At 64.3% G+C, this 18,967-nt stretch carries 15 protein-coding genes; 11 read left to right on the forward strand and 4 right to left on the reverse strand.

The window, feature by feature from the left end; translation table 11 throughout:
• Window positions 1-577 precede the first annotated feature (577 nt).
• From aroF to aroQ, 8 genes are all read left to right on the forward strand, one after another.
• Window positions 578-1,606, forward strand: a complete 1,029-nt coding sequence (gene aroF, locus AUL39_RS05555; RefSeq protein ID WP_059054517.1) for a 3-deoxy-7-phosphoheptulonate synthase — start codon at window positions 578-580, stop codon at window positions 1,604-1,606.
• A complete protein-coding gene (locus tag AUL39_RS05560) occupies window positions 1,607-2,491 on the forward strand; it encodes a prephenate dehydrogenase (RefSeq protein WP_059054519.1) in 885 nt (294 codons plus the stop codon). It abuts the gene before it with no gap.
• Window positions 2,488-3,579, forward strand: a complete 1,092-nt coding sequence (gene aroB / locus AUL39_RS05565; RefSeq protein WP_059054521.1) for a 3-dehydroquinate synthase — start codon at window positions 2,488-2,490, stop codon at window positions 3,577-3,579. The genes AUL39_RS05560 and aroB overlap by 4 nt, the downstream gene beginning before the upstream one ends.
• Before the next feature lie 3 nt (window positions 3,580-3,582).
• Window positions 3,583-4,893 carry a 3-phosphoshikimate 1-carboxyvinyltransferase gene (gene aroA, locus AUL39_RS05570; protein WP_059054523.1) on the forward strand — a complete coding sequence of 437 codons (1,311 nt, stop codon included), beginning with the start codon at window positions 3,583-3,585 and terminating at the stop codon, window positions 4,891-4,893.
• Window positions 4,894-4,895: 2 nt separating this feature from the next.
• Window positions 4,896-6,011, forward strand: coding sequence for a chorismate synthase (aroC, locus tag AUL39_RS05575; RefSeq protein ID WP_059054526.1), 1,116 nt, complete (start codon window positions 4,896-4,898; stop codon window positions 6,009-6,011).
• Window positions 6,012-6,061: 50 nt separating this feature from the next.
• On the forward strand, window positions 6,062-7,210 hold the full coding sequence (locus AUL39_RS05580) for a bifunctional chorismate mutase/prephenate dehydratase (RefSeq protein WP_174519244.1): 1,149 nt from the start codon (window positions 6,062-6,064) through the stop codon (window positions 7,208-7,210).
• Window positions 7,211-8,509, forward strand: a complete 1,299-nt coding sequence (locus tag AUL39_RS05585) for a shikimate kinase (protein ID WP_059054530.1) — start codon at window positions 7,211-7,213, stop codon at window positions 8,507-8,509.
• 186 nt (window positions 8,510-8,695) lie between these two features.
• On the forward strand, window positions 8,696-9,631 hold the full coding sequence (gene aroQ / locus AUL39_RS10900) for a type II 3-dehydroquinate dehydratase (RefSeq protein ID WP_082667267.1): 936 nt from the start codon (window positions 8,696-8,698) through the stop codon (window positions 9,629-9,631).
• A 25-nt stretch (window positions 9,632-9,656) separates the two neighbouring features.
• On the opposite strand, the gene AUL39_RS05595 is transcribed toward aroQ, so the two are convergent.
• Window positions 9,657-10,262, reverse strand: a complete 606-nt coding sequence (locus AUL39_RS05595; protein ID WP_059054532.1) for a 5-formyltetrahydrofolate cyclo-ligase — start codon at window positions 10,260-10,262, stop codon at window positions 9,657-9,659.
• 231 nt (window positions 10,263-10,493) lie between these two features.
• Between AUL39_RS05595 and trpS the strand changes: the two genes are divergently transcribed.
• Window positions 10,494-11,543, forward strand: a complete 1,050-nt coding sequence (trpS, locus tag AUL39_RS05600) for a tryptophan--tRNA ligase (protein WP_059054534.1) — start codon at window positions 10,494-10,496, stop codon at window positions 11,541-11,543.
• A gap of 31 nt (window positions 11,544-11,574) precedes the next feature.
• Here trpS and AUL39_RS05605 read toward each other — a convergent pair whose 3' ends face one another.
• The 3 genes from AUL39_RS05605 to AUL39_RS05615 form a co-directional block, all read right to left on the reverse strand.
• The gene (locus tag AUL39_RS05605; protein ID WP_160327038.1) at window positions 11,575-12,123 is read right to left on the reverse strand and encodes a SprT family zinc-dependent metalloprotease; all 549 of its coding nucleotides are present in this window, start codon (window positions 12,121-12,123) and stop codon (window positions 11,575-11,577) included.
• 189 nt (window positions 12,124-12,312) lie between these two features.
• A complete protein-coding gene (gene argF, locus AUL39_RS05610; protein WP_059054538.1) occupies window positions 12,313-13,308 on the reverse strand; it encodes an ornithine carbamoyltransferase in 996 nt (331 codons plus the stop codon).
• A gap of 105 nt (window positions 13,309-13,413) precedes the next feature.
• On the reverse strand, window positions 13,414-14,664 hold the full coding sequence (locus tag AUL39_RS05615; RefSeq protein WP_059054539.1) for an arginine deiminase: 1,251 nt from the start codon (window positions 14,662-14,664) through the stop codon (window positions 13,414-13,416).
• Between the two features lie 147 nt (window positions 14,665-14,811).
• On the opposite strand from AUL39_RS05615, the gene ppk1 reads away from it, so the two are divergent.
• Window positions 14,812-17,565: a polyphosphate kinase 1 gene (gene ppk1 / locus AUL39_RS05620; protein ID WP_082667268.1), complete on the forward strand. Its 2,754-nt coding sequence runs from the start codon at window positions 14,812-14,814 to the stop codon at window positions 17,563-17,565.
• 15 nt (window positions 17,566-17,580) lie between these two features.
• Window positions 17,581-18,903, forward strand: coding sequence for a 23S rRNA (uracil(1939)-C(5))-methyltransferase RlmD (rlmD, locus tag AUL39_RS05625; RefSeq protein ID WP_059054541.1), 1,323 nt, complete (start codon window positions 17,581-17,583; stop codon window positions 18,901-18,903).
• Window positions 18,904-18,967 lie beyond the last annotated feature (64 nt).

Raw genomic sequence — 18,967 nt, forward strand, 5'->3', positions numbered from 1 at the left:
TCGGCTGTCTCTCTTCACTGTCCCTCTCGCCAGCCTCGCTGCGGTCTCTCTCGTCAGCCTCGCTGTTGTCACTCTCGGCGGCCCGTCACCGTCCCTCTCGGCGGAGTTTAGCTCCTTTTCTTAAAAACGTCATGAGTTACCTGGGCAAACGTCAATTCGTTTTAAGAAAAGGAGCTAATCTCCGTAGTGGGAGCTCCAAAAACCACCTTGGAGTACGAGTCGCGGTTGCATACGCATGTGTACAGACCAAAACGCGCACGAGAACAACCGCCGCAGCGATGTTTACCGCAGAGATTAGCTCCATTTCTTAAACGACCCCGACGTTTGCCCAGTTGACACGAAGACGTTTTAAGAATAGGAGCTAATCTCCGAGAAGAGAGCGAGGAGCGGCCGAGAAACGCCTCGAGCGCGGGCAAGCAAGCCCCTTAGAAAGCCCCGGTAAGCGACACGGTAATAGTTCACCTTTGTTAACGCCGCAGGCACAAGCCCTGCAAAGGGACTCCTCCGTGGTAGCATTCCAATCCCTATGCGACAAGACGGCCGCTGCCCACACGCGGCCTCGGAAAGGCATGCCACCATGATTGCAGTAGTTAAAGAGACGGCCACCCAAGACCAGCTTGACCACTTCGTCAAGTGGATCGAAGGGCGCGGCTTCAAGACCAACGTGTCCCAGGGCGACAACGAAACCATCGTCGGCATCATTGGCGATACCACCCAGATTGACCCCTTCCTCCTCGAGTCGATGGACATCATCGAGCGCGTCCAGCGCGTCTCGGAGCCCTTCAAGAAGGCCAACCGCAAGTTCCACCCCGAGGATACGGTGGTTGACTGCGGCCACGGCGTGAGGATCGGCGGCGGCAACTTCCAGGTCATCGCCGGCCCCTGCTCCGTGGAAGGCAAGAACCTCTTCGAAATAGCGCGTGCCGTCAAGGCCTCCGGGGCAACCATGCTCCGCGGCGGCGCCTACAAGCCCCGTACCAGCCCGTACTCCTACCAGGGCATGGGCGAGAGGGGCCTCGACCTTCTCGTCGAGGCGTCCGCCGAGCTTGACATGCCCATCGTGACCGAGGTCATGGACCCGCGCGACGTCCAGCTCTTCCTCGACAAGGGCATCGACGTCATGCAGATTGGCGCCCGCAACGCCCAGAACTTCTCCCTGCTGCGTGAGGTTGGCAAGACCCAGGTGCCAGTGCTTCTCAAGCGCGGCCTCTCCGAGACCATCGACGAGCTCCTCATGGGCGCCGAGTACATCATGAGCGAGGGGAACCCCAACGTGATTCTCTGCGAGCGCGGCATCCGCACCTTTGAGACGCGGACGAGAAACACCTTCGACGTAAACGCGATTCCCGTGCTTCACCACCTCTCCCACCTGCCGGTTGTTGGCGATCCCAGCCACGCCACGGGCTACACGCGATACGTCCGTCCTGCAGCCTATGCGGCAACGGCGGCGGGTGCCGACGGCCTCGAGATCGAGGTTCACAACAACCCCAGCGAGGCGTGGTCCGATGGCGCGCAGGCGCTCACGCCCGCACAGTTCGACGATGCCATGCGCCGCATCCGCCTTATCCGCGAGGCAGTGACGGCACCCGTCGAGGAGGAGAAGTAAATGGCCGAGAAAGACCAGGCCGCCCTCTCCCCCACCTTTGTCCCAGACCGCGTGGGCGTTGTGGGCCTGGGCCTCATGGGCGGCTCGTTTGCCAAGGCGCTCGCGGCTGCGGGGCGCGAGGTGTACGGATGGAACCGCACGCACTCCGTCACCGAGATGGCAGAGATAGAGACCATTGCCGGCGAGCTCACCGACAAGACGATCCCCACCTGCGAGCTCATCATCCTCGCGGGCTACCCCCAGGTGAGCATAGACTGGCTGGGAGAGATGGCCAACCTCATCTCGCCGGGTGCCATCGTCATCGACACCGTAGGCGTCAAGCGCATCATCTGCGAGCGCTGCGGCAAGATCTCCGAGGGCCAGCCCTGGACCTTCGTGGGCTGCCACCCCATGGCAGGCACCCAGTACTCCGGATTTGCGCACGCCCGCGCGAACATGTTCCACAACGCGCCCATGGTCGTGGTGCCACCTCAGATGGACGACTTCGAGCGCGTGGCCATCCTGGAGCGCCTGAAGCACCTGCTCGAGCCGTGCGGCTTTGGCTCGTTCACGCTCTCGACCGCCGAGAACCACGACCGCATGATTGCCTACACCTCGCAGCTCGCACACGTGGTTTCCAATGCCTACGTCAAGAGCCCCACGGCACAGGAGCATAAGGGCTTCTCGGCCGGCTCGTACAAGGACCTCACGCGTGTGGCGCGCCTCAACGCCCCCATGTGGACCGAACTCTTCCTTGACAACGCCGATAACCTCTCGCGCGAGGTAGGTACCATCATCGAGAATCTCCAGGCCTACAAGGACGCCATCGACGCCCGCGATGCCGAGAAACTCCAGACGCTACTCGCGGAGGGCGACCGCCTCAAGAGGGAGGCCGAGGCCCGATGAGCGAGACCCACGTCATCCCCGTACACACGCCCTCCCGCTCGTACGAGGTCCACGTTGGCCGCGGGCTTCTCGGTTCAGCGGGCTCTCTTGTCGCCAAGGCATGCCCCAAGGTCACGCATGTTGCCCTCGTCTCGGACTCAAACGTGGCGCCGCTCTACGCGAAGCCAGTCGAGGAGTCACTTGGGGCAGCGGGCATTGCGGTCTCGACCATCATCTTCCCCGCGGGCGAGGAGCACAAGCGCCTCTCGACTTTGGGGGACATCCTCGAGCGCATGGCGCAGGCGGGCCTCACGCGCTCAGATGCCGTCGTTGCCGTTGGCGGAGGCGTTACCGGTGACATGGCCGGCCTTGCCGCAGCCCTGTACCAGCGTGGCATTCAGGTAGTTCAGGTACCCACGTCGCTCCTCGCGATGGTCGACTCGTCCGTGGGCGGCAAGACCGCCGTAGACCTAGAGGCCGGCAAGAACCTTGCCGGCGCCTTCCTGCAGCCGTCGCTGGTTGTGGCCGACATCGACTGCCTGGCCACCGTCTCGCCCGAGTTGCTGCGCGACTCGTGCGGCGAGATGATCAAGCACGGCGTGCTTGCAGATGAGAAGCTCTTTGACCAGCTGCGTGAGGACCCCGTGTGCGCGCCTGGCTTTGACCCAGACAAGCTCGTGGACATCGTTGCCAGAAACGTCCAGATCAAGCGCGACGTGGTCGACGCGGACGAGCAGGAGCACGGGCGTCGCCAAACGCTCAACCTTGGTCACACCATCGGTCACGCCATCGAGGCGGCAAGCAACTTCAGGCTAGGCCACGGGAGCTGCGTCGCTGCAGGCCTCTGCTGCGTTGCCCGCGCCTCCGCACGCCTTGGCTGGTGTGAGCAGAACGTCGCAGACCGCATCGTGGCCTGCGTCGAGGCCTACGGGCTTCCCACCAACACGGACATCGACCACGAAACGCTCCTCGAGTACGCGGCACGCGACAAGAAGCGCCGCTCGGACGGCGTGACCCTCGTGGTGCCCACGCGCATTGGCGCAGTCGAGCTGCGCAAGGTCTCGCTTGAGGAGCTTCGCCACGTGATCGACCTCGGCTGCGGGGAGTAGCGCATGGACGTGACCATCCACCCTGCACCGCTTCACGGCACCATTCCTGCCATCGCCTCGAAGTCGATGGCCCACAGGCTGCTCATCATGGCAGCGCTCTGCCCTGGGACCACAGACATCAACTGCAACGCGACCTCCAAGGACATCCAGGCCACCGTCAGTTGCCTGGAGGCGCTCGGCGCACGCATCGCGAGCACGCGCCTGGGCTTTAGGGTGAACCCGCTTCCGGGCACAAGCGCCACAGACAACATCCGTCAAGCCATACCTGGAGCACACCTCGACTGCGGCGAGTCCGGCTCGACGCTTCGGTTCATGCTGCCCATCGTCGCCGCGCTCGGCCGAGGTGGCAGCCTCGACGGCCACGGTCGCCTTGCCGACCGCCCGCTCTCGCCCCTCTACGAGGAGCTCGTCTGCCACGGTGTCACGCTCTCTACGCGCGGAAAGCTCCCACTCGAGGTTTCGGGCACGCTCCTGCCGGGCCGCTTCTCCATTCCCGGCAACGTCTCGTCCCAATTCGTGAGCGGCCTGCTCATGGCCGCCCCGCTCCTCTCGGCGCCAAGCGAGATTGTGGTCACCGAGCCCGTGGAGTCGCGCTCCTACATCCGCCTCACCATTCGAGCGCTTGCCGAGTTTGGCATCGACGTGGGCGTAACGCACGAGACCGTTGACGGCAACCGTGCCACGGTCCTCTCGGTTTCCCCTGCGCGCAGCGCCGTGTCGCCGGGCACCGTTACGGTCGAGGGCGACTGGTCGAACGCCGCCTTCTGGCTTGCGGCGGGGGCCATCGCGGGGGGCGTCTCCGTGAGCGGGCTCGACCTCGCGAGCGCCCAGGGGGACCGCACCATCTTGGCCTGCGCTGCCGCGTTTGGCGCCCGCGTGAGCCGCTCAGGAAACGTTGCCTCCACAACGCCAGACACGCTGCGCGGCCGCACCATCGACGTGCGAGACACACCGGACCTCGTGCCTCCGCTGGCCGCTATCGCCGCCAATGCCTCGGGCACCACGGTCATCGCCAACGCCGGGCGCCTTCGCCTCAAGGAGTCTGACCGCCTGAGCACCGTGAACAAGGCCCTCACGGCCATGGGGGCCAGCATCGAGGAAGAGCCTGACGCCCTTGTCATCCACGGCAACGGCTCGCTTTCCGGCGGTACCGTCGACGCGGCGAACGACCATCGCATAGCCATGATGGCCGCCATCGCCGGTGCCAATGCCATCGGCCCCACAACCATCCGCGGCGCCGAGTGCGTCGCAAAGTCATACCCACGCTTCTTCGAGGACTTCCGAACCCTCGGAGGGATTGCAGAGGAAGGCTAGAGATGCCCTCAAGCTTTGGACAGACGCTCCGCGTCACGTTGTTCGGCCAGTCTCACTCCCCCGCCATCGGGTGCGTGGTCGAGGGCCTGCCCTCGGGGCTCGTCGTTGACCAGGATGCCCTTGCCGCCTTCATGGCTCGACGCGCCCCTGGCCAGGGAAGCTGGACCACGCCCCGCCGCGAGGAGGACCGCCCACGCATCGTGAGCGGCCTCAACGTTCATGGCGCCACCTGTGGAGCGCCGCTCGCCGCCGTCATCGAGAACACCAACACGCGCTCGGGCGACTACGACAACCTCCTCAAGGTACCCCGCCCCGGCCACGCCGACCTCACCGCATGGGAGAAGTGGCACGGCAACCAGGACGTTCCCGGAGGCGGGCACTTCTCCGGGCGGCTCACCGCACCCCTGTGCGTCGCTGGCGGCATTGCCCTCCAGGCGCTCGCGGCACGCGGGGTGCGCATTGGCGCCCACCTGCTCTCCGTTGCCAACGTGGAAGACGAGCGCTTCGACGCCCTCGACAACTCCCCCGCGTCGCAGGCACACCTTGCCGAGCAGCTCGACATCCTCGCTTCCGGCCCGCGCTTCCCCACGATAGACGCCGAGGCCGGCACGCGCATGCTCGCCGCGATCGACGATGCCCGCCGAAGCCTCGACTCCGTCGGCGGCGTCATCGAGTGCGTTGCCTGCGGCATGCCCGCAGGCGCCGGCTCGCCCATGTTCGACGGCATCGAGAACATGCTGGCTCGCGCTGCGTTTGGCATCCCAGCCGTCAAGGGCATCGAGTTTGGCCGCGGCTTCGAGGTGGCACGCCTCCATGGCAGCGAGAACAACGACCCTTACGAGATGCGCGAGGGCGTGCCCACCCCCAAGACCAACAATGCCGGTGGCATCCTCGGCGGCATTACCACCGGGGCTCCCGTTCTCTTTAGGATTGCGATGAAGCCCACCTCGTCCATCGCGCGCGAGCAGGACTCCGTCGACCTCGAGAGCGGCGCAAACGCCAAGCTCAGCGTACACGGCCGGCACGACCCGTGCGTGGCGACGCGCGCCGTCCCCGTGGCCGAGGCAATATGTGCCCTCGTGCTTCTCGACGCCTTGCTCAGCTATCCGGCCGAGTAGCCTGCCGCCAAGCGCCTTAGACATACCAGAAAGAACCGGAGATGCACCCCATGGAAGACCTCTCGGACATCCGTCATGAGATCGACGACATAGACAACGCCATCCTCGACCTGTTCCAGCAGCGCATGGACTGCGCGGAGCGCGTGGCCGCCTACAAGCGCGCCAACAACCTCCCCGTACTCGACCGCTCCCGCGAGCGCGAGCACATGGCCGCCCTTGCGGGAAAGGCCCCAGAGGACCTGCGAACCTACACCGAGGTCCTCTTCCAGCTCCTCATGGAGGCCTCGCGCGCGCGGCAGGGGCAGCGACTGGCGCAAGAGCACGCGCCCCAGACGCTTGCGGCAATCGACCGCGCTTGCGAGACGACCCCGGGGCTCTTCCCGCGCGAGGCCTACGTTGCCTGCCAGGGCGTCGAGGGCGCCTACTCGCAGTTTGCGGCAGACCGCATCTTCAAGCACCCGCTCATCTCGTACTTCGAGTCCTTCGAGGGGGTCTTCCGGGCAGTCGAGACGGACTTCTCGCGCTATGGCGTACTTCCCATTGAGAACTCCACCGCCGGCTCCGTGAACAAGGTCTACGACCTCATGATGCAGCACGACTTCCACATCGTGCGCACCACACGCGTCAAGATCGACCACAACCTCCTGGCCAAGCCGGGCACCGCGATCGAGCAGATCCATGACGTATATAGCCATGAGCAGGCCATCAACCAGTGCGCCGGCTTCATCGAGCGCATGGGGCTCACGCCGCACGTAGTCGAGAACACGGCCATGGCTGCCAAAAGCGTGGCAGACAGCGACCGCACGGACGTGGCGGCCCTCTCGAGCCGCGCGTGCGCCCAGCTCTACGGCCTCGACGTGCTCATGCGCGACGTCCAGGATCGAGACGACAACTACACGCGCTTTGCCTGCATCTCTAAGTCCCTCGAGGTCTACCCGGGCGCGGACCGCACATCCCTCATGATCGTGGTGGACCACCGCCCGGGCACGCTCTTCAAGGTGCTCGCGAAGTTCTACGCCCTCGACATCAACATCATCAAGCTTGAGAGCCGCCCGATCCCTGGACGCGACTTCGAGTTCATGTTCTACTTCGATGTGGAGTGCCCGGTCACGGCACCGGAGTTCCGCACGCTCATGGCGACCATTGGGGACGCCTGCGAGGAGTGCCGCTACCTTGGCAGCTACTCGGAGGTGCTGTAGATGACCAGCACACCTGCCCGGCAGCCGCAAGCCACTACGGCGCCCTTCGGCCTTCTCGGCCGAAAGCTCGGCCACAGCTGGTCGCCGCGCATCCACACCACCCTGGGAAGCGTCCCCTACGAGCTCTTTGAGCGCGAGCCCGAGGAGGTGGAGCCGTTCGTCCGCGAAGGCTCGTGGCGCGGCATCAACGTGACCATCCCCTACAAGCGAGACGCTGCGCGCCTGGCAGACGAGCGCTCGCCCCGCGTTGAGCGCCTGGGCGCGGCCAACACCCTGGTCCGCCGCCCCAATGGCAGCATCTACGCCGAGAACACCGACGTACTGGGCTTCTCGCTCATGCTCCAGCGTTTCTGCGAGCGCAGGCTGGGCACAACTGCACAGGCGCTGCTCTCCGGCAAGCCCGCACTCGTACTGGGAAGCGGCGGTGCCAGCGCCGCCGTCCAGGCGGCTCTCGAGGACGCGGGGGCGCAGGTCTCCGTCATCTCGCGCTCCGGCGAGGACACGTACCAGACGCTGACCGAGCGCCATGCGGACGCGGTTCTCGTAGTCAACGCAACGCCCGTGGGGATGTATCCCAACTGCCCCGCGACTCCCGTGCCCGAGAAGGACCTCGCGCGGCTCAAGAGCCTCGCCGGCGTGCTCGACGTGATCTACAACCCCACGCGCACGGGCATCGTGCTTGCGGCAGAGTGCCTGGGCATTCCCGCCGAGACGGGCCTTTCCATGCTGGTAGCACAGGCACTGCGGTCGAGCGAGCTCTTCCAGGGCCGCCAGCTGGACGTCTCCCTCGTAGACCAGATCGAGGCCCAGATCCTCTCAGAGACGGGCAACGTCGTTCTCATCGGCATGCCGGGCTGCGGCAAGACCACCACGGGCAAGCGCCTGGCGCGCATGCTTGGAAGGCCTTTCGTCGACATCGACGACGCCATCGAGGCAGGTACGGGAGAGAGCGCCGCACACATCATAAGCACCAGGGGCGAGCAGGAGTTCAGGCGTGTCGAGTCCAAGGTCACGGGCGAGTACGGCGCGCGTTCGGGGCTGGTGATTGCCTGCGGCGGTGGCGTGGTCACGGTGCCTGCCAACTACGACCTCCTCCACCAGAACGGCACTATCGTTTTCATCGACCGCCCCATAGCGGAACTCGAGACTGCAGGACGTCCCGTCTCTGCCACCAAAGGCGTTGAGAAGCTCGCCCGTGAGCGCATGGATATCTATCGTGCCTGGTCAGACATCACAATCTCCTCGATGGGGTCTCCTGCCGGAAACGCCCACGCGATAAGGAACCAGCTTGGCCTCTAGCGCAACTCGCAACGCCAACCGAAAATGGGCAACGTCTACGGAGTCATGACCAACCAAACACCGTGACGTGCCTGCGATAGCCCTATACTCTGCTCAACACATTTAAACAAGTGGGGCAGCGATGGAAGACCTTGGGGAGAAGGCCTTTTTGAGCAGTGCGCCGCAAGAAGAAAGGGTTTGGCGCAAATGGCAAAGACGGATGTCGCCGAGCAGGTCCTCGACGCCCTTGGTGGCAAGGACAACGTGAAGGCGAACGACATCTGCATGACAAGGCTCAGGATTCTCACCGAGGAACCGGACCTTATCGACCTTAACAGGCTCCGCTCCATCAGGGGTGTCCTTGGCACCGTGCGTCGCGGCTCAAACGGTGTCGAGATTGTCTTTGGCCCCGGCTCCATTAACGAGGTCAGCAATGACATTGTGCGCCTTACCGGCATCGAACCCAGCTACTCCGCCTTCCGCGACTCTTCCTCTGCCCCAGAGGACTCCATTAGCGTGCAGATCAACGGCCACGCGCCCATCCCAAAGGCGGTCCGTGCGGCGGTTGCCGCAAAGAAAACGCTGGCCTCAGCACACGTTGATGCCCCCGCAGCCGATGATGACGACTCGGATGACATGGAGGAGCTCGCCTCGCTCCTCGAGGCAACGGATGCAGCTAGTGCAAACCGCCTCCTGGTGGTCAACGGTCCCAACATCAACATGCTCGGCGTGCGCGAGCCCAAGATCTACGGCCGCAAGACATATGCCGACCTCGTGCGCCTTTGCCGTAAGGCCGCTCGTGAGGCGGGCTTCTCGGAGTGCCGCTGCTTCCAGTCCAACCACGAGGGGGACCTCGTCGACGTGATTCAGGCCGCCTACGGCGAGTTCGACGGCATTGTCATCAACCCCGCCGCCTACACGCACACTTCGGTGGCGCTGCTCGACGCGCTCAAGTCCGTGGCGCTCCCCACAATCGAGGTCCACATCTCGAAGGTCGACGAGCGTGAGGACTTCCGCCAGGTCTCCTACGTGCGTGCGGCGTGCTTCGAGACCATCGTTGGCATGGGACTCGACGGCTATCGCAAGGCAATCAAGGATATGGCGGCCTACCTCCGCGAGCACAAGGGTGCCGAGAAAAACTAGCTAGGCGCACACAAAAGCGCAGCTGCTATCGCACCATGGGGTTGCAGCACCACGTCCCGGACTCGCTTACCAGCCAGTCCACGGGCACGTCATGCTCGTCTCTTGGCAGTGGGTTCCCCGAGAGCTGCCGCGAGCGTACCAGCGCGACCTTCTCGCCAGGGTAGAACGCAAGGAACCTGTCGTAGTAGCCGCCACCGTAGCCAATGCGGTAGCCATCGGCGTCAAACACAAGGCCAGGAACAATGCACAGCGAGCCCACCATCTGCGGTGGCGTGAGGGGACGTCCGCAGTCCGGCGAAGGCTCCATGAGCCCGCGAAGACCTGGCTCGAGGTCATCCTCAGAGGAGATCACGTAGAAGTCAAGCGAATGGAAGCGGCGACAGCGCGGGACGGCAACCTGTTTGCCAGCTGCCCAGGCGGCCTGCATGAGCGCGTGGGTGTCTACCTCGCTCCCAAACGAGACATAGGTGAGGATAAGACGCGCATTCTTCCAAGCAGAAAGTTCCTCAAGCCCAAGCAGAATGCGTGCGTCTGTGGCAGCACGAACTGAAGCGCCCATACGGGTGCGGATGCGCACGTACTCCGCACGGAGAGCGGTCTTGCCAGCGTCTGATCCTTGGGAACTCGCCACCGCATCCTCCTTCTCCCGTAGGCACCACTTTACCTCATTATGCTTCTCACCTTGGCATCATTGCCAATCTCGCAACCATGCAGCAAGCGAGTGGTCTTAAATGCCAGCTGTACAGGTACTTATATTTCGCAAACCCCGCAAGGAGAAAGCGGCGGGTTGCCGTAAGATTGACATTTGCGAACATACGCGCCGCCCGGCGGCACTAACACGCGAAGGACCAGGAGAGACATCATGCCCAACGAGGGAAGCTACGAAGCCGCACTCAAGCGCAGCGACCAGATTCAGGCCGACCTGCCCCAGCACCCGGAGAACTACACCATGCTCACGGGTGACAGGCCCACTGGCCGCCTGCACCTAGGCCACTACTTTGGCACCATCAAGGAGCGTGTGCGCCTCCAGGACCTGGGCGTCAACACCAACATCATCATTGCGGACTACCAGGTGATCACGGACCGCGACACCACCGAGCACATCCGCGACAACGTGTACAACATGGTCATCGACTACCTTGCCTGTGGCATCGACCCAGAGAAGACCATGATATTCACCCACTCCGCCGTCCCGGAGGAGAACCAGCTCATGCTGCCGTTCCTCTCGCTGGTGACCGAGGCCGAGATGGAGCGCAATCCCACTGTGAAGGCAGAGCAGGCGGCCTCCGGCCACGCGCTCACGGGGCTACTTCTCACCTACCCCGTGCACCAGGCGTGCGACATCCTCTTCTGCAAGGGCAACATCGTGCCCGTGGGGCGTGACCAACTCCCCCACATCGAGATTACCTCGAAGATCGCCCGTCGCTTCAACGAGCGCTACGGCAAGGTCTTTCCCGAGGTCGCAGGGCTTCTCACCTCGACGCCGCTCCTGCCCGGCCTTGACGGCCGCAAGATGAGCAAGTCCTACGGCAACGCCATCTCGCTCTCGATGACCGCTGAGGAGACCGCCAAGCTCATAAAGAAGTCGAAGACCGACTCCGAGCGCAATATCACTTTCGACCCCGAGGGGCGCCCCGGAGTCTCGGCGCTGCTCACCACGGCCGGCATCTGCAGCGGCCGCGACCCCAAGGAGATCGCAGACGAGATTGGCATGGGCGGCGCAGGCCAGCTCAAGCGCTACACCACCGAGGTGGTAAACGAGTACTTTGCTCCCATCCGCGAGCGCCGCGAGAAGCTCGCCGGGGACCTCGACTACGTGAAGGATGTTCTCCACGACGGCAACCGCCGTGCGAACGAGATAGCGCACGAGACCCTGAACGAGGTCCGCGAGGCCATGGGCATGGTGTACTAGGATCCAGCACAAAGAATTCTGGCAAGGCAAGCTACCTCGGAGTTAGCTCCGGGGTAGCTTTCATATGCGAAAGCACATAGGCAGGTGCGCACACGTAGATGCGTCCCCGTTCGTCCATGAGGTTGCAGCAGCGCTTGGGCCTCCCGTTCATGCCGACGAACCGGTAGCGGCGGCAGCGCACCACAAGCTCGGAACCCACGAGGGGCTCCACCTCGGAGCGCGGGACCTCGGGCACCCTGCTGGCCGGCTCGCGCCGCGTGGCGCGAACGTCCGTGCCGTACGCCTCGTTGACCCTGGCGGCAGCCTCGCGGAAGCGTTCCCCGTGGTCGAAGCAGCCTGGGAGCGTGTGGATGAGCTCGTGGTAGAGGACGTCTCGCACCTGAGCGTCGGTCTTGCACGCATCGACGGAGCACGAGATCTGGAAGAGCGGCCTGCACCCGCCGCGCAGCTTCTTGCAGCTGCCAATACGCGAGCGGTTGTGCGTGAGCCTCACGGAAGGAAGGTACTCGCGCGGAGAGAGACCAATGCGCCGCAGGCAGATGGCACAATCCGCAAGAAGGGTGTCGAACCTCTCCTGCATTCCAGCATCAACCACAGGTTGCCCCCACGAATGTATGTGCTCTTCCCAGGCGCCGCCGCTGCATGCCACTACGCTCAAACGGCCAACGATAACGGAATGCGGGGGTTGGGCTTTCTCTCGGAGGGCGTGTCCTTGATGTCCTTCGCCCTCAGAGGGAAAGCCCAACCCCCGCCCCACAGCTACGTTTGCCTACTTGAGCGTCGCGTACATCACGGCCTTAATCGTGTGCATGCGGTTCTCGGCCTCATCGAAGACGCGAGAGCGAGGCCCCTCGAAGACCTCGTTTGTGACCTCCATCTCGGCAAGGCCGAACTTCTCGTAGATGTCCTCGCCAATGGTGGTGTGGCGGTCGTGGAAGCTGGGGAGGCAGTGCATGAAGATGGCATCGGGGGCGGCCTTTGCCATCACGTCAGCGGTGACCTGGTAGGGCTTGAGGAGCTTGATGCGCTCGGCCCACAGGCTGTCAGGCTCGCCCATCGAGACCCAGATGTCGGTGTAGATGACGGAAGCGTTGCGCGCGCCCTCGTCCACGTCTTCAGTGAGGGTGATGGTGGAGCCGTTCTCGGCGGCAATGGCGCGGCACTGCTCGACAAGCTCGGGCGCGGGCATCTGCTTCTCGGGCCCGCAGGCGCAGAAGTCGATGCCAAGCTTCGCGCACACCACCATGAGGGAGTTGCCCACGTTGTTACCGGCATCGCCCATGAAGGTGAGCTTGCGGCCGGAGAGGTCGTTACCAAACTCCTCGCGCATGGTGAGGACGTCGGCGAGCATCTGCGTGGGGTGGAACTCGGTGGTAAGGCCGTTCCACACGGGAACGCCTGCGTAGTCTGCGAGCGTCTGTACGATGGACTGCGCGTAGCCGCGGTACTCGATGCCGTCGAACATGCGGCCAAGCACGCGGGCGGTGTCCTCGATGGACTCCTTCTTGCCCATCTGGCTAGAACCGGGGTCGAGGTAGGTCACGCCCATGCCAAGGTCACGGCCGGCGACCTCGAAGCTGCAGCGCGTGCGGGTGGAGGTCTTCTCGAAGAGCAGGACGATGTTCTTGCCCTCGAGGTAGCGGTGCGGCTCGTGCGCGTGCTTCTTGGCCTTGAGGTCTGCAGAGAGGTCGAGGAGGTAGCGAATCTCCTCAGGCGTGAAGTCCAGCAGCTTAAGGAAGTTGCGTCCAGAGAGGTTAACGGCCATGGATGGTCCTTTCTTCCCGCACGCGGGATGAGATTGTGGTGCCCGTTGCGCAAGGCAGCAAGACAAAGTCTAAACCCTCATTTGGACGAGAAGACAGCCGCCCGCCTACTTCACGGCATCCCTCCAGAACGCCATGCTCATGCAGTGCGGGCCGCCACGACCGCGCGAAAGCTCCGCCGAAGGAATCTCCAGGAGGTTCACGCCTGCGTGATAGAGGATGTCGTTGGTGACGGCGTTGCGCTGGTAGACCATCACCGTGCCGGGACGCACCGCAAGGGTGTTTGAGCCGTCGTTCCACTGCTCGCGGGCGGCGGCAATGGGGTCGTCTCCGCCGCACTTGATAAGGCGAACGGCAGAAAGCCCCAGCGCGCTGGCCAGCACCTGGTCCAGCGTCCCCTCCATCTGGGAGATGCGGGTCTCGCCCTCATGTGCCCCACGCGTGATGGAGAAGACCTTGAGCGTTCCCAGAATACCGGGGTGAACCGTGAAGGTGTCGACGTCAACCTGCGTGAAGACGGTGTCGAGGTGCATGAAGGAGCGCTTATGCGGAATCGAGAAGGCATAGACGGCGCGCACCTGGGACTTCTCGCTCCACAGCAGGTGTTTGGCAAGCCGGTCGATTGCCGCCGGCTGCGTGCGCTCGGAGATGCCCACGCCAATCACGCTGGCACTCAGCACCAGGATGTCACCGCCCTCGATGTGGTAGGGACTCGCCGGGTCGTACCAGATGGGTACATGCGAGTACTCGGGGTGATACGTAAAGAGGTAGCGGCCAAAGAGGGACTCACGGCGCCTCGTCGCCGAGCGCATGCGGTTGAGGCTCACGCCAGAACCAATGACCGAGAAGGTGTCGCGCGTGAAGTAGACGTTGGGGATAGGATCCACAAGGATGGGGTTCTCGTCTCCTCCGCCCGCCTCCATCACGTCTGCAAGCGAGGCGTCCTTAACCGAGGCCAGGTCGACCTCATCGGCACGCACGCCGGTGATGGCCTTCTCGACAAGCTCGAGGGGGTCGTCGATGTCCTCCAGGCGCTGGCGCACGGCCTCGCGCACGCCGGGCCCGTCTATGCCGCACTCGGCCACATAGTCGCGAACGAACGACTCGCGCGCCATGGGGTTTGCAGCCAGCGCCTCCGCCACGAGCTGATCGAGGTAGAGCACCTCGACACCTTCGTCACGAAGCATCTGAGCAAAGCGGTCGTGCTCTGCCTGGGCGGTCTCCAGAAACGGGATGTCATCAAAGAGGAGGCGGCCGATGTTGTCAGGCGAAAGGTTGAGAAGCTCGTCACCCGGGCGGTGGAGCATGACCTTGCGAAGCTCGCCTATCTCGGAGCAAATGTTGAGGCCCGTTGTCATCGCATCCTCCGTAATGCTTTCGTAAGCATCTTCTCGCCTCCTAAACGATACCCCATGAGAGCCGGATAAGTCATTTTGAGCCCTGCTAGAATCAGGACCAGAACAATCAATCCATTCGCGCGGAGCCGCGCACGGGGAGGAATGGCCATGTCGGAGCAGCAGAAGGCGCCGTCGGAGAATGCGGAGTCCAAGAAGGTCAAGGCACGCGACAACGCCCTCGAGAAGGCGGCCGCGGCGTTTGCCGATGACGCCACCGAGAAGGACGAGACGGGCGCCCGCCGCAAGCGCGACTTCTCCTACACACAGAACCGCGAGCTCAGCTGGCTGCGCTTCGACTGCCGCGTGCTCGACGAGGCGTTTGACGAGACGGTCCCCCTCTTCGAGCGCCTCAAGTTCTGCGCCATCTTTGGCTCAAACCTCGACGAGTGGTTCATGATCCGCATCGGCGGACTCTCCGACCTCGCCTCGCTCAAGAACCAGCCGCGCGACAACAAGTCAAACAGGACACCAGCCGAGCAGCTCGACGACGTCTTTGCCGCCCTGCCGGCAGACGTCGCGCGTCAGCAGGAGGCGCTCTCCCTGGTGGAGGGCGAGCTTGCCTCCCACGGCCTTCAGCGCGTGACGCCCGACGCGTACACGCCGGAGGACCGCGACGCCCTCTCGAAGTACTTCGACTCTAGGCTTGCCCCCATCATCTCCCCCATGGTCGTTGACCCCCGCCACCCCTTCCCCAACCTGAGGAACGGCCGCCTGTTTGTGGCATGCACGTTGAACGGCCCCGACGAGACGGGCGTCCTGGGCATCATTGAGGTGCCCGCCTCAGAGTCGCGTGTGGTGGAGCTGCCCTCCGGTGCCAGGACCTTCCGCTACACCCTCATCGAGGACGTCATGCGCACCTTCCTCGACCGCAGCTTTGGCGACTACGTTCCCAAGAAGTCAGCGGTGCTGCGCGTCACGCGCAACGCCGACATCGACCCCGATGGCGAGGGAGTCGAGGAGGAAGAGGACTACCGTCAGCATATGAAGAAGATCCTCAAGCTGCGCCAGCGCCTGCAGCCGGTGCGGCTCGAGGTCTCCGGCGAGCTTGGCCGCAAGTGGGAGGCGCTTGTCACGCAGGAGCTTGGCCTAGAGGAACGCCGCGTCTTCCACGTGGGCATGCCGCTTGACCTAGGCTACGTCTATGGCCTCGAGGCAAAGATCCCCGACTGGGCCCACGCCGACGTTGTCTTCCCGCCCTTCGAGCCCCAGCCCTCCCCCATGGTCGACCCAAAGCTCCCCATGCGCGGCCAGGTGGAGGACCACGACGTCCTTCTCACCTACCCGTACGAGAGCATGTCTCCGCTGCTCCGCCTTGTGCGCGAGGCCTCCTCGGACGACCAGTGCATCTCGATCAAGATCACGCTCTATCGTGTGGCAAAGAGCAGCCACCTGTGCGAGAGCCTCATCGCCGCCGCCGAGGCAGGCAAGGACGTCACCGTCCTCATGGAGCTGCGCGCTCGCTTTGACGAGGAGAACAACATTGCCTGGGCCGAGCGACTGGAGGACGCCGGCTGCACCGTGATCTACGGCTCCGAGGGCTTCAAGTGCCACTCGAAGATCTGCCAGATCACCTACCACGACAACGCTGGCATCAGCCGCATCACCTGCCTCGGCACGGGCAACTTCAACGAGAAGACCGCCAAGCTCTACTCGGACTTCATGCTCATGACGGCCAACCCCACCATTGGCGCGGACGGCAACACGTTCTTCCGCAACCTCTCGCTGGGCAACCTCCGCGGCTCCTACCAGCTGCTGGGAGTGGCTCCGGCAAGCCTCAAGCCGCTCGTGATGCGCGGCCTTGACCGCGAGATCGAGCGCGCACGTGCCAACCAGCCCGCGCAGGTCTTCCTCAAGATGAACTCCCTCACCGACCGCGACGTGATCGACAAGATCGCCGAGGCGTGCGAGGCCGGCGTGCGCGTGCTCATGATTGTGCGCGGCATCTGCTGCATCCGCGCCAACGTCCCCGGCAAGACCGACGGCCTTGTCGTGCGCCAGATCGTGGGACGATTCCTCGAGCACGCCCGCGTTTACGCCTTTGGCGCCGAGTCCGACACGATCTATCTCTCCAGCGCCGACATGATGACGAGAAACACCGAGCGTCGCGTTGAGATCGCCTATCCCGTGCTCGACCCCACCTGCCGTGCGCTGGTCACGACCTTCGTGAACCTCCAGCTTGCCGACAACGTGAAGGCGCGCCAGCTCACCGCCGATGGCACCTGGGAGAAGGTCCCTCGCGAGAAGGACGAGCCCCCTATCAACAGCCAGGAGGTCCTGCTCGCGCTTGCCCGCGTTCGCGCGCATACCAAGCGCTCCGAAGCCGCCGCCCTCACGCCCTTCTCACGCATCGAGAAGATCCCGCACGGCCTTGCGCAGGCACTCTCGTCGCTGCCGGCAACGGGCGGCTACAACCACCCGCATGTTGCCGAGAAGCTCGTTGCCTCGATTGACCCTACGTCCGAAGCCACCGCGCGCATCACCGAGCGCGAAGCGAAACGCGAGGAGGAGAAGCAGCGCGAGGAGCAGCACGCTGCGCAGGTAGCCGAGCGCGTGCTCACCGCTGCCGAGGACGCCGAAGTGGAAGAGGAGAGCCGTCCGAACGAGGAGACCGCTGGGGCCGAAGCTCCCGAGCCGCAGGAGGATTTGGAGCCGGAGGCAGCAGCCAAGGCCAAGACAGAAACAGAGGCGGAGCCCGCCACCGAATTGAAGGCGGACCCCGAACCCGCACCGGCACCCGCGCCCAAGCCTACCGCTACGTCCCCAGCGCCTGCACGGAAGAAGCACAGCCGTCTTGCCACAGCTTTCTCACTCATTGGTCGCGGATTTGGCGTACTCTTTGGCGGACCGATGAACGAGGACTAACGCAAGGACGAACGCATGACAACAAAGAGGCTTGAGATCGAGCGCATGGGCTACGGCCCAGAGGCGATTGCGCACGACGCTGACGGCAAGACCGTGTTCGTGACCGGAGGCGTGCCGGGTGACACCGTGGAGGCCGAGACAGACGCCGATGAGGCGCGCTTCTCTCGTGCGCATGTGACCAAGGTGCTCGAGGCCTCGCCAGACCGCGTGACACCGCCCTGCCCCTTTGTTGACGTCTGCGGCGGCTGCCCCTGGGCGCATCTCTCCTACGAGGCGCAGCTTGCTGCCAAGCGCTCCGGCGTTGTCGATGCGCTCACGCGCCTTGGGGGCTTCTCGGCAGAGGATGCCGATGCACTCGTGGCGCCGATCGTGGCTCCCGGCGAGCCCTGGGGCTACCGCAACAAAGTCGAGCTTGCCGTGGTGACCCAGCGGGGGCGTGCCGTGGTGGGCATGCATGCGGCGGGCTCCGCGGGCGTAGTGAAGGTCCCCTCCTGCCCGCTTCTTGACTCCAAGTTCAAGGGTGTCGTGAAGGCCGTGCAGGGGGCCATGAACTTCCTTGCCGGCTCTCGCGACCTGGGCTTGGAGCGCGTGGGCATACGCGCTTCTCGGCGTACGAAGGAGCTTGAGGTAGCCCTCTGGGGCGCACCAGGCCCCTTCCCGCGCCCCCAGGTGGCCAAGGTGCTGGGGGACGCCACCAAGGTGACTTCCGTGGTCCGCGTCATGCAGAAGGGGCCGGCTAAGGCGCGCCGCATCGCCGGCGTCGAGCGCCTCTCAGGCAAGGGCTCCTGGGGCGAGCTTGTGGGAAGCGAGTCCATGCGCGTCTCGGCACCCTCGTTCTTCCAGGTGAACACTAGAGGCGCTGATAAGCTCGTATCGCTGGTCATGGAGGGGCTCTCCCCTGCCGAGGACGAGGAGGCCATGGACCTCTACTGCGGGGCGGGCACCTTTACGCTGCCGCTGGCGCGCAAATCCGGCTTTGTCTCGGCTGTCGAGTCCTACGGCCCAGCCGTGCGAGACCTGCGTCACAACCTTGACGCGGCAAGCCTCACCAACGTCGACCCCATTGGCGGGGACGCGGGCATCGAGTTCCCCGACGTTGATGCGGACGTCATCGTGGTCGACCCGCCACGCGCGGGCCTTGCTGCCGACGTGGTGGCGCAGCTCTCCGACCAGCCAGCGCGCGCCATCGCCTACGTCTCCTGCGACCCCGCGACGCTTGCCCGCGACCTCGCGCGCTTCCGTGACGAGGGCGTGTTCGAGCCCGTGAGCGTGACGCCCGTGGACCTCTTCCCGCAGACCTTCCACGTGGAGAACGTGACCATCCTCCACAGGCAATGAGACAAAGGGAGTTTCCCTTTGTCTCATTGCAAGAGCACGCAGGTCGCGCAATAGGACCTTGGCA

Origin of the sequence: Tractidigestivibacter scatoligenes, from assembly GCF_001494635.1 — a bacterium.
Classification (GTDB): domain Bacteria; phylum Actinomycetota; class Coriobacteriia; order Coriobacteriales; family Atopobiaceae; genus Tractidigestivibacter; species Tractidigestivibacter scatoligenes.

What these genes read in the sequence shown, in the direction of transcription:
- ppk1 (WP_082667268.1), top strand. Translation starts at nt 14,812, where the DNA reads ATGTCGGAGCAGCAGAAGGCGCCGTCGGAGAATGCGGAGTCCAAGAAG.
- aroA (WP_059054523.1), top strand. Translation starts at nt 3,583, where the DNA reads ATGGACGTGACCATCCACCCTGCACCGCTTCACGGCACCATTCCTGCC.
- argF (WP_059054538.1), bottom strand. Translation starts at nt 13,308, where the DNA reads ATGGCCGTTAACCTCTCTGGACGCAACTTCCTTAAGCTGCTGGACTTC.
- AUL39_RS05560 (WP_059054519.1), top strand. Translation starts at nt 1,607, where the DNA reads ATGGCCGAGAAAGACCAGGCCGCCCTCTCCCCCACCTTTGTCCCAGAC.
- rlmD (WP_059054541.1), top strand. Translation starts at nt 17,581, where the DNA reads ATGACAACAAAGAGGCTTGAGATCGAGCGCATGGGCTACGGCCCAGAG.
- AUL39_RS05585 (WP_059054530.1), top strand. Translation starts at nt 7,211, where the DNA reads ATGACCAGCACACCTGCCCGGCAGCCGCAAGCCACTACGGCGCCCTTC.
- AUL39_RS05580 (WP_174519244.1), top strand. Translation starts at nt 6,062, where the DNA reads ATGGAAGACCTCTCGGACATCCGTCATGAGATCGACGACATAGACAAC.
- aroQ (WP_082667267.1), top strand. Translation starts at nt 8,696, where the DNA reads ATGGCAAAGACGGATGTCGCCGAGCAGGTCCTCGACGCCCTTGGTGGC.
- aroF (WP_059054517.1), top strand. Translation starts at nt 578, where the DNA reads ATGATTGCAGTAGTTAAAGAGACGGCCACCCAAGACCAGCTTGACCAC.
- aroC (WP_059054526.1), top strand. Translation starts at nt 4,896, where the DNA reads ATGCCCTCAAGCTTTGGACAGACGCTCCGCGTCACGTTGTTCGGCCAG.
- trpS (WP_059054534.1), top strand. Translation starts at nt 10,494, where the DNA reads ATGCCCAACGAGGGAAGCTACGAAGCCGCACTCAAGCGCAGCGACCAG.
- AUL39_RS05615 (WP_059054539.1), bottom strand. Translation starts at nt 14,664, where the DNA reads ATGACAACGGGCCTCAACATTTGCTCCGAGATAGGCGAGCTTCGCAAG.
- AUL39_RS05605 (WP_160327038.1), bottom strand. Translation starts at nt 12,123, where the DNA reads ATGCAGGAGAGGTTCGACACCCTTCTTGCGGATTGTGCCATCTGCCTG.
- aroB (WP_059054521.1), top strand. Translation starts at nt 2,488, where the DNA reads ATGAGCGAGACCCACGTCATCCCCGTACACACGCCCTCCCGCTCGTAC.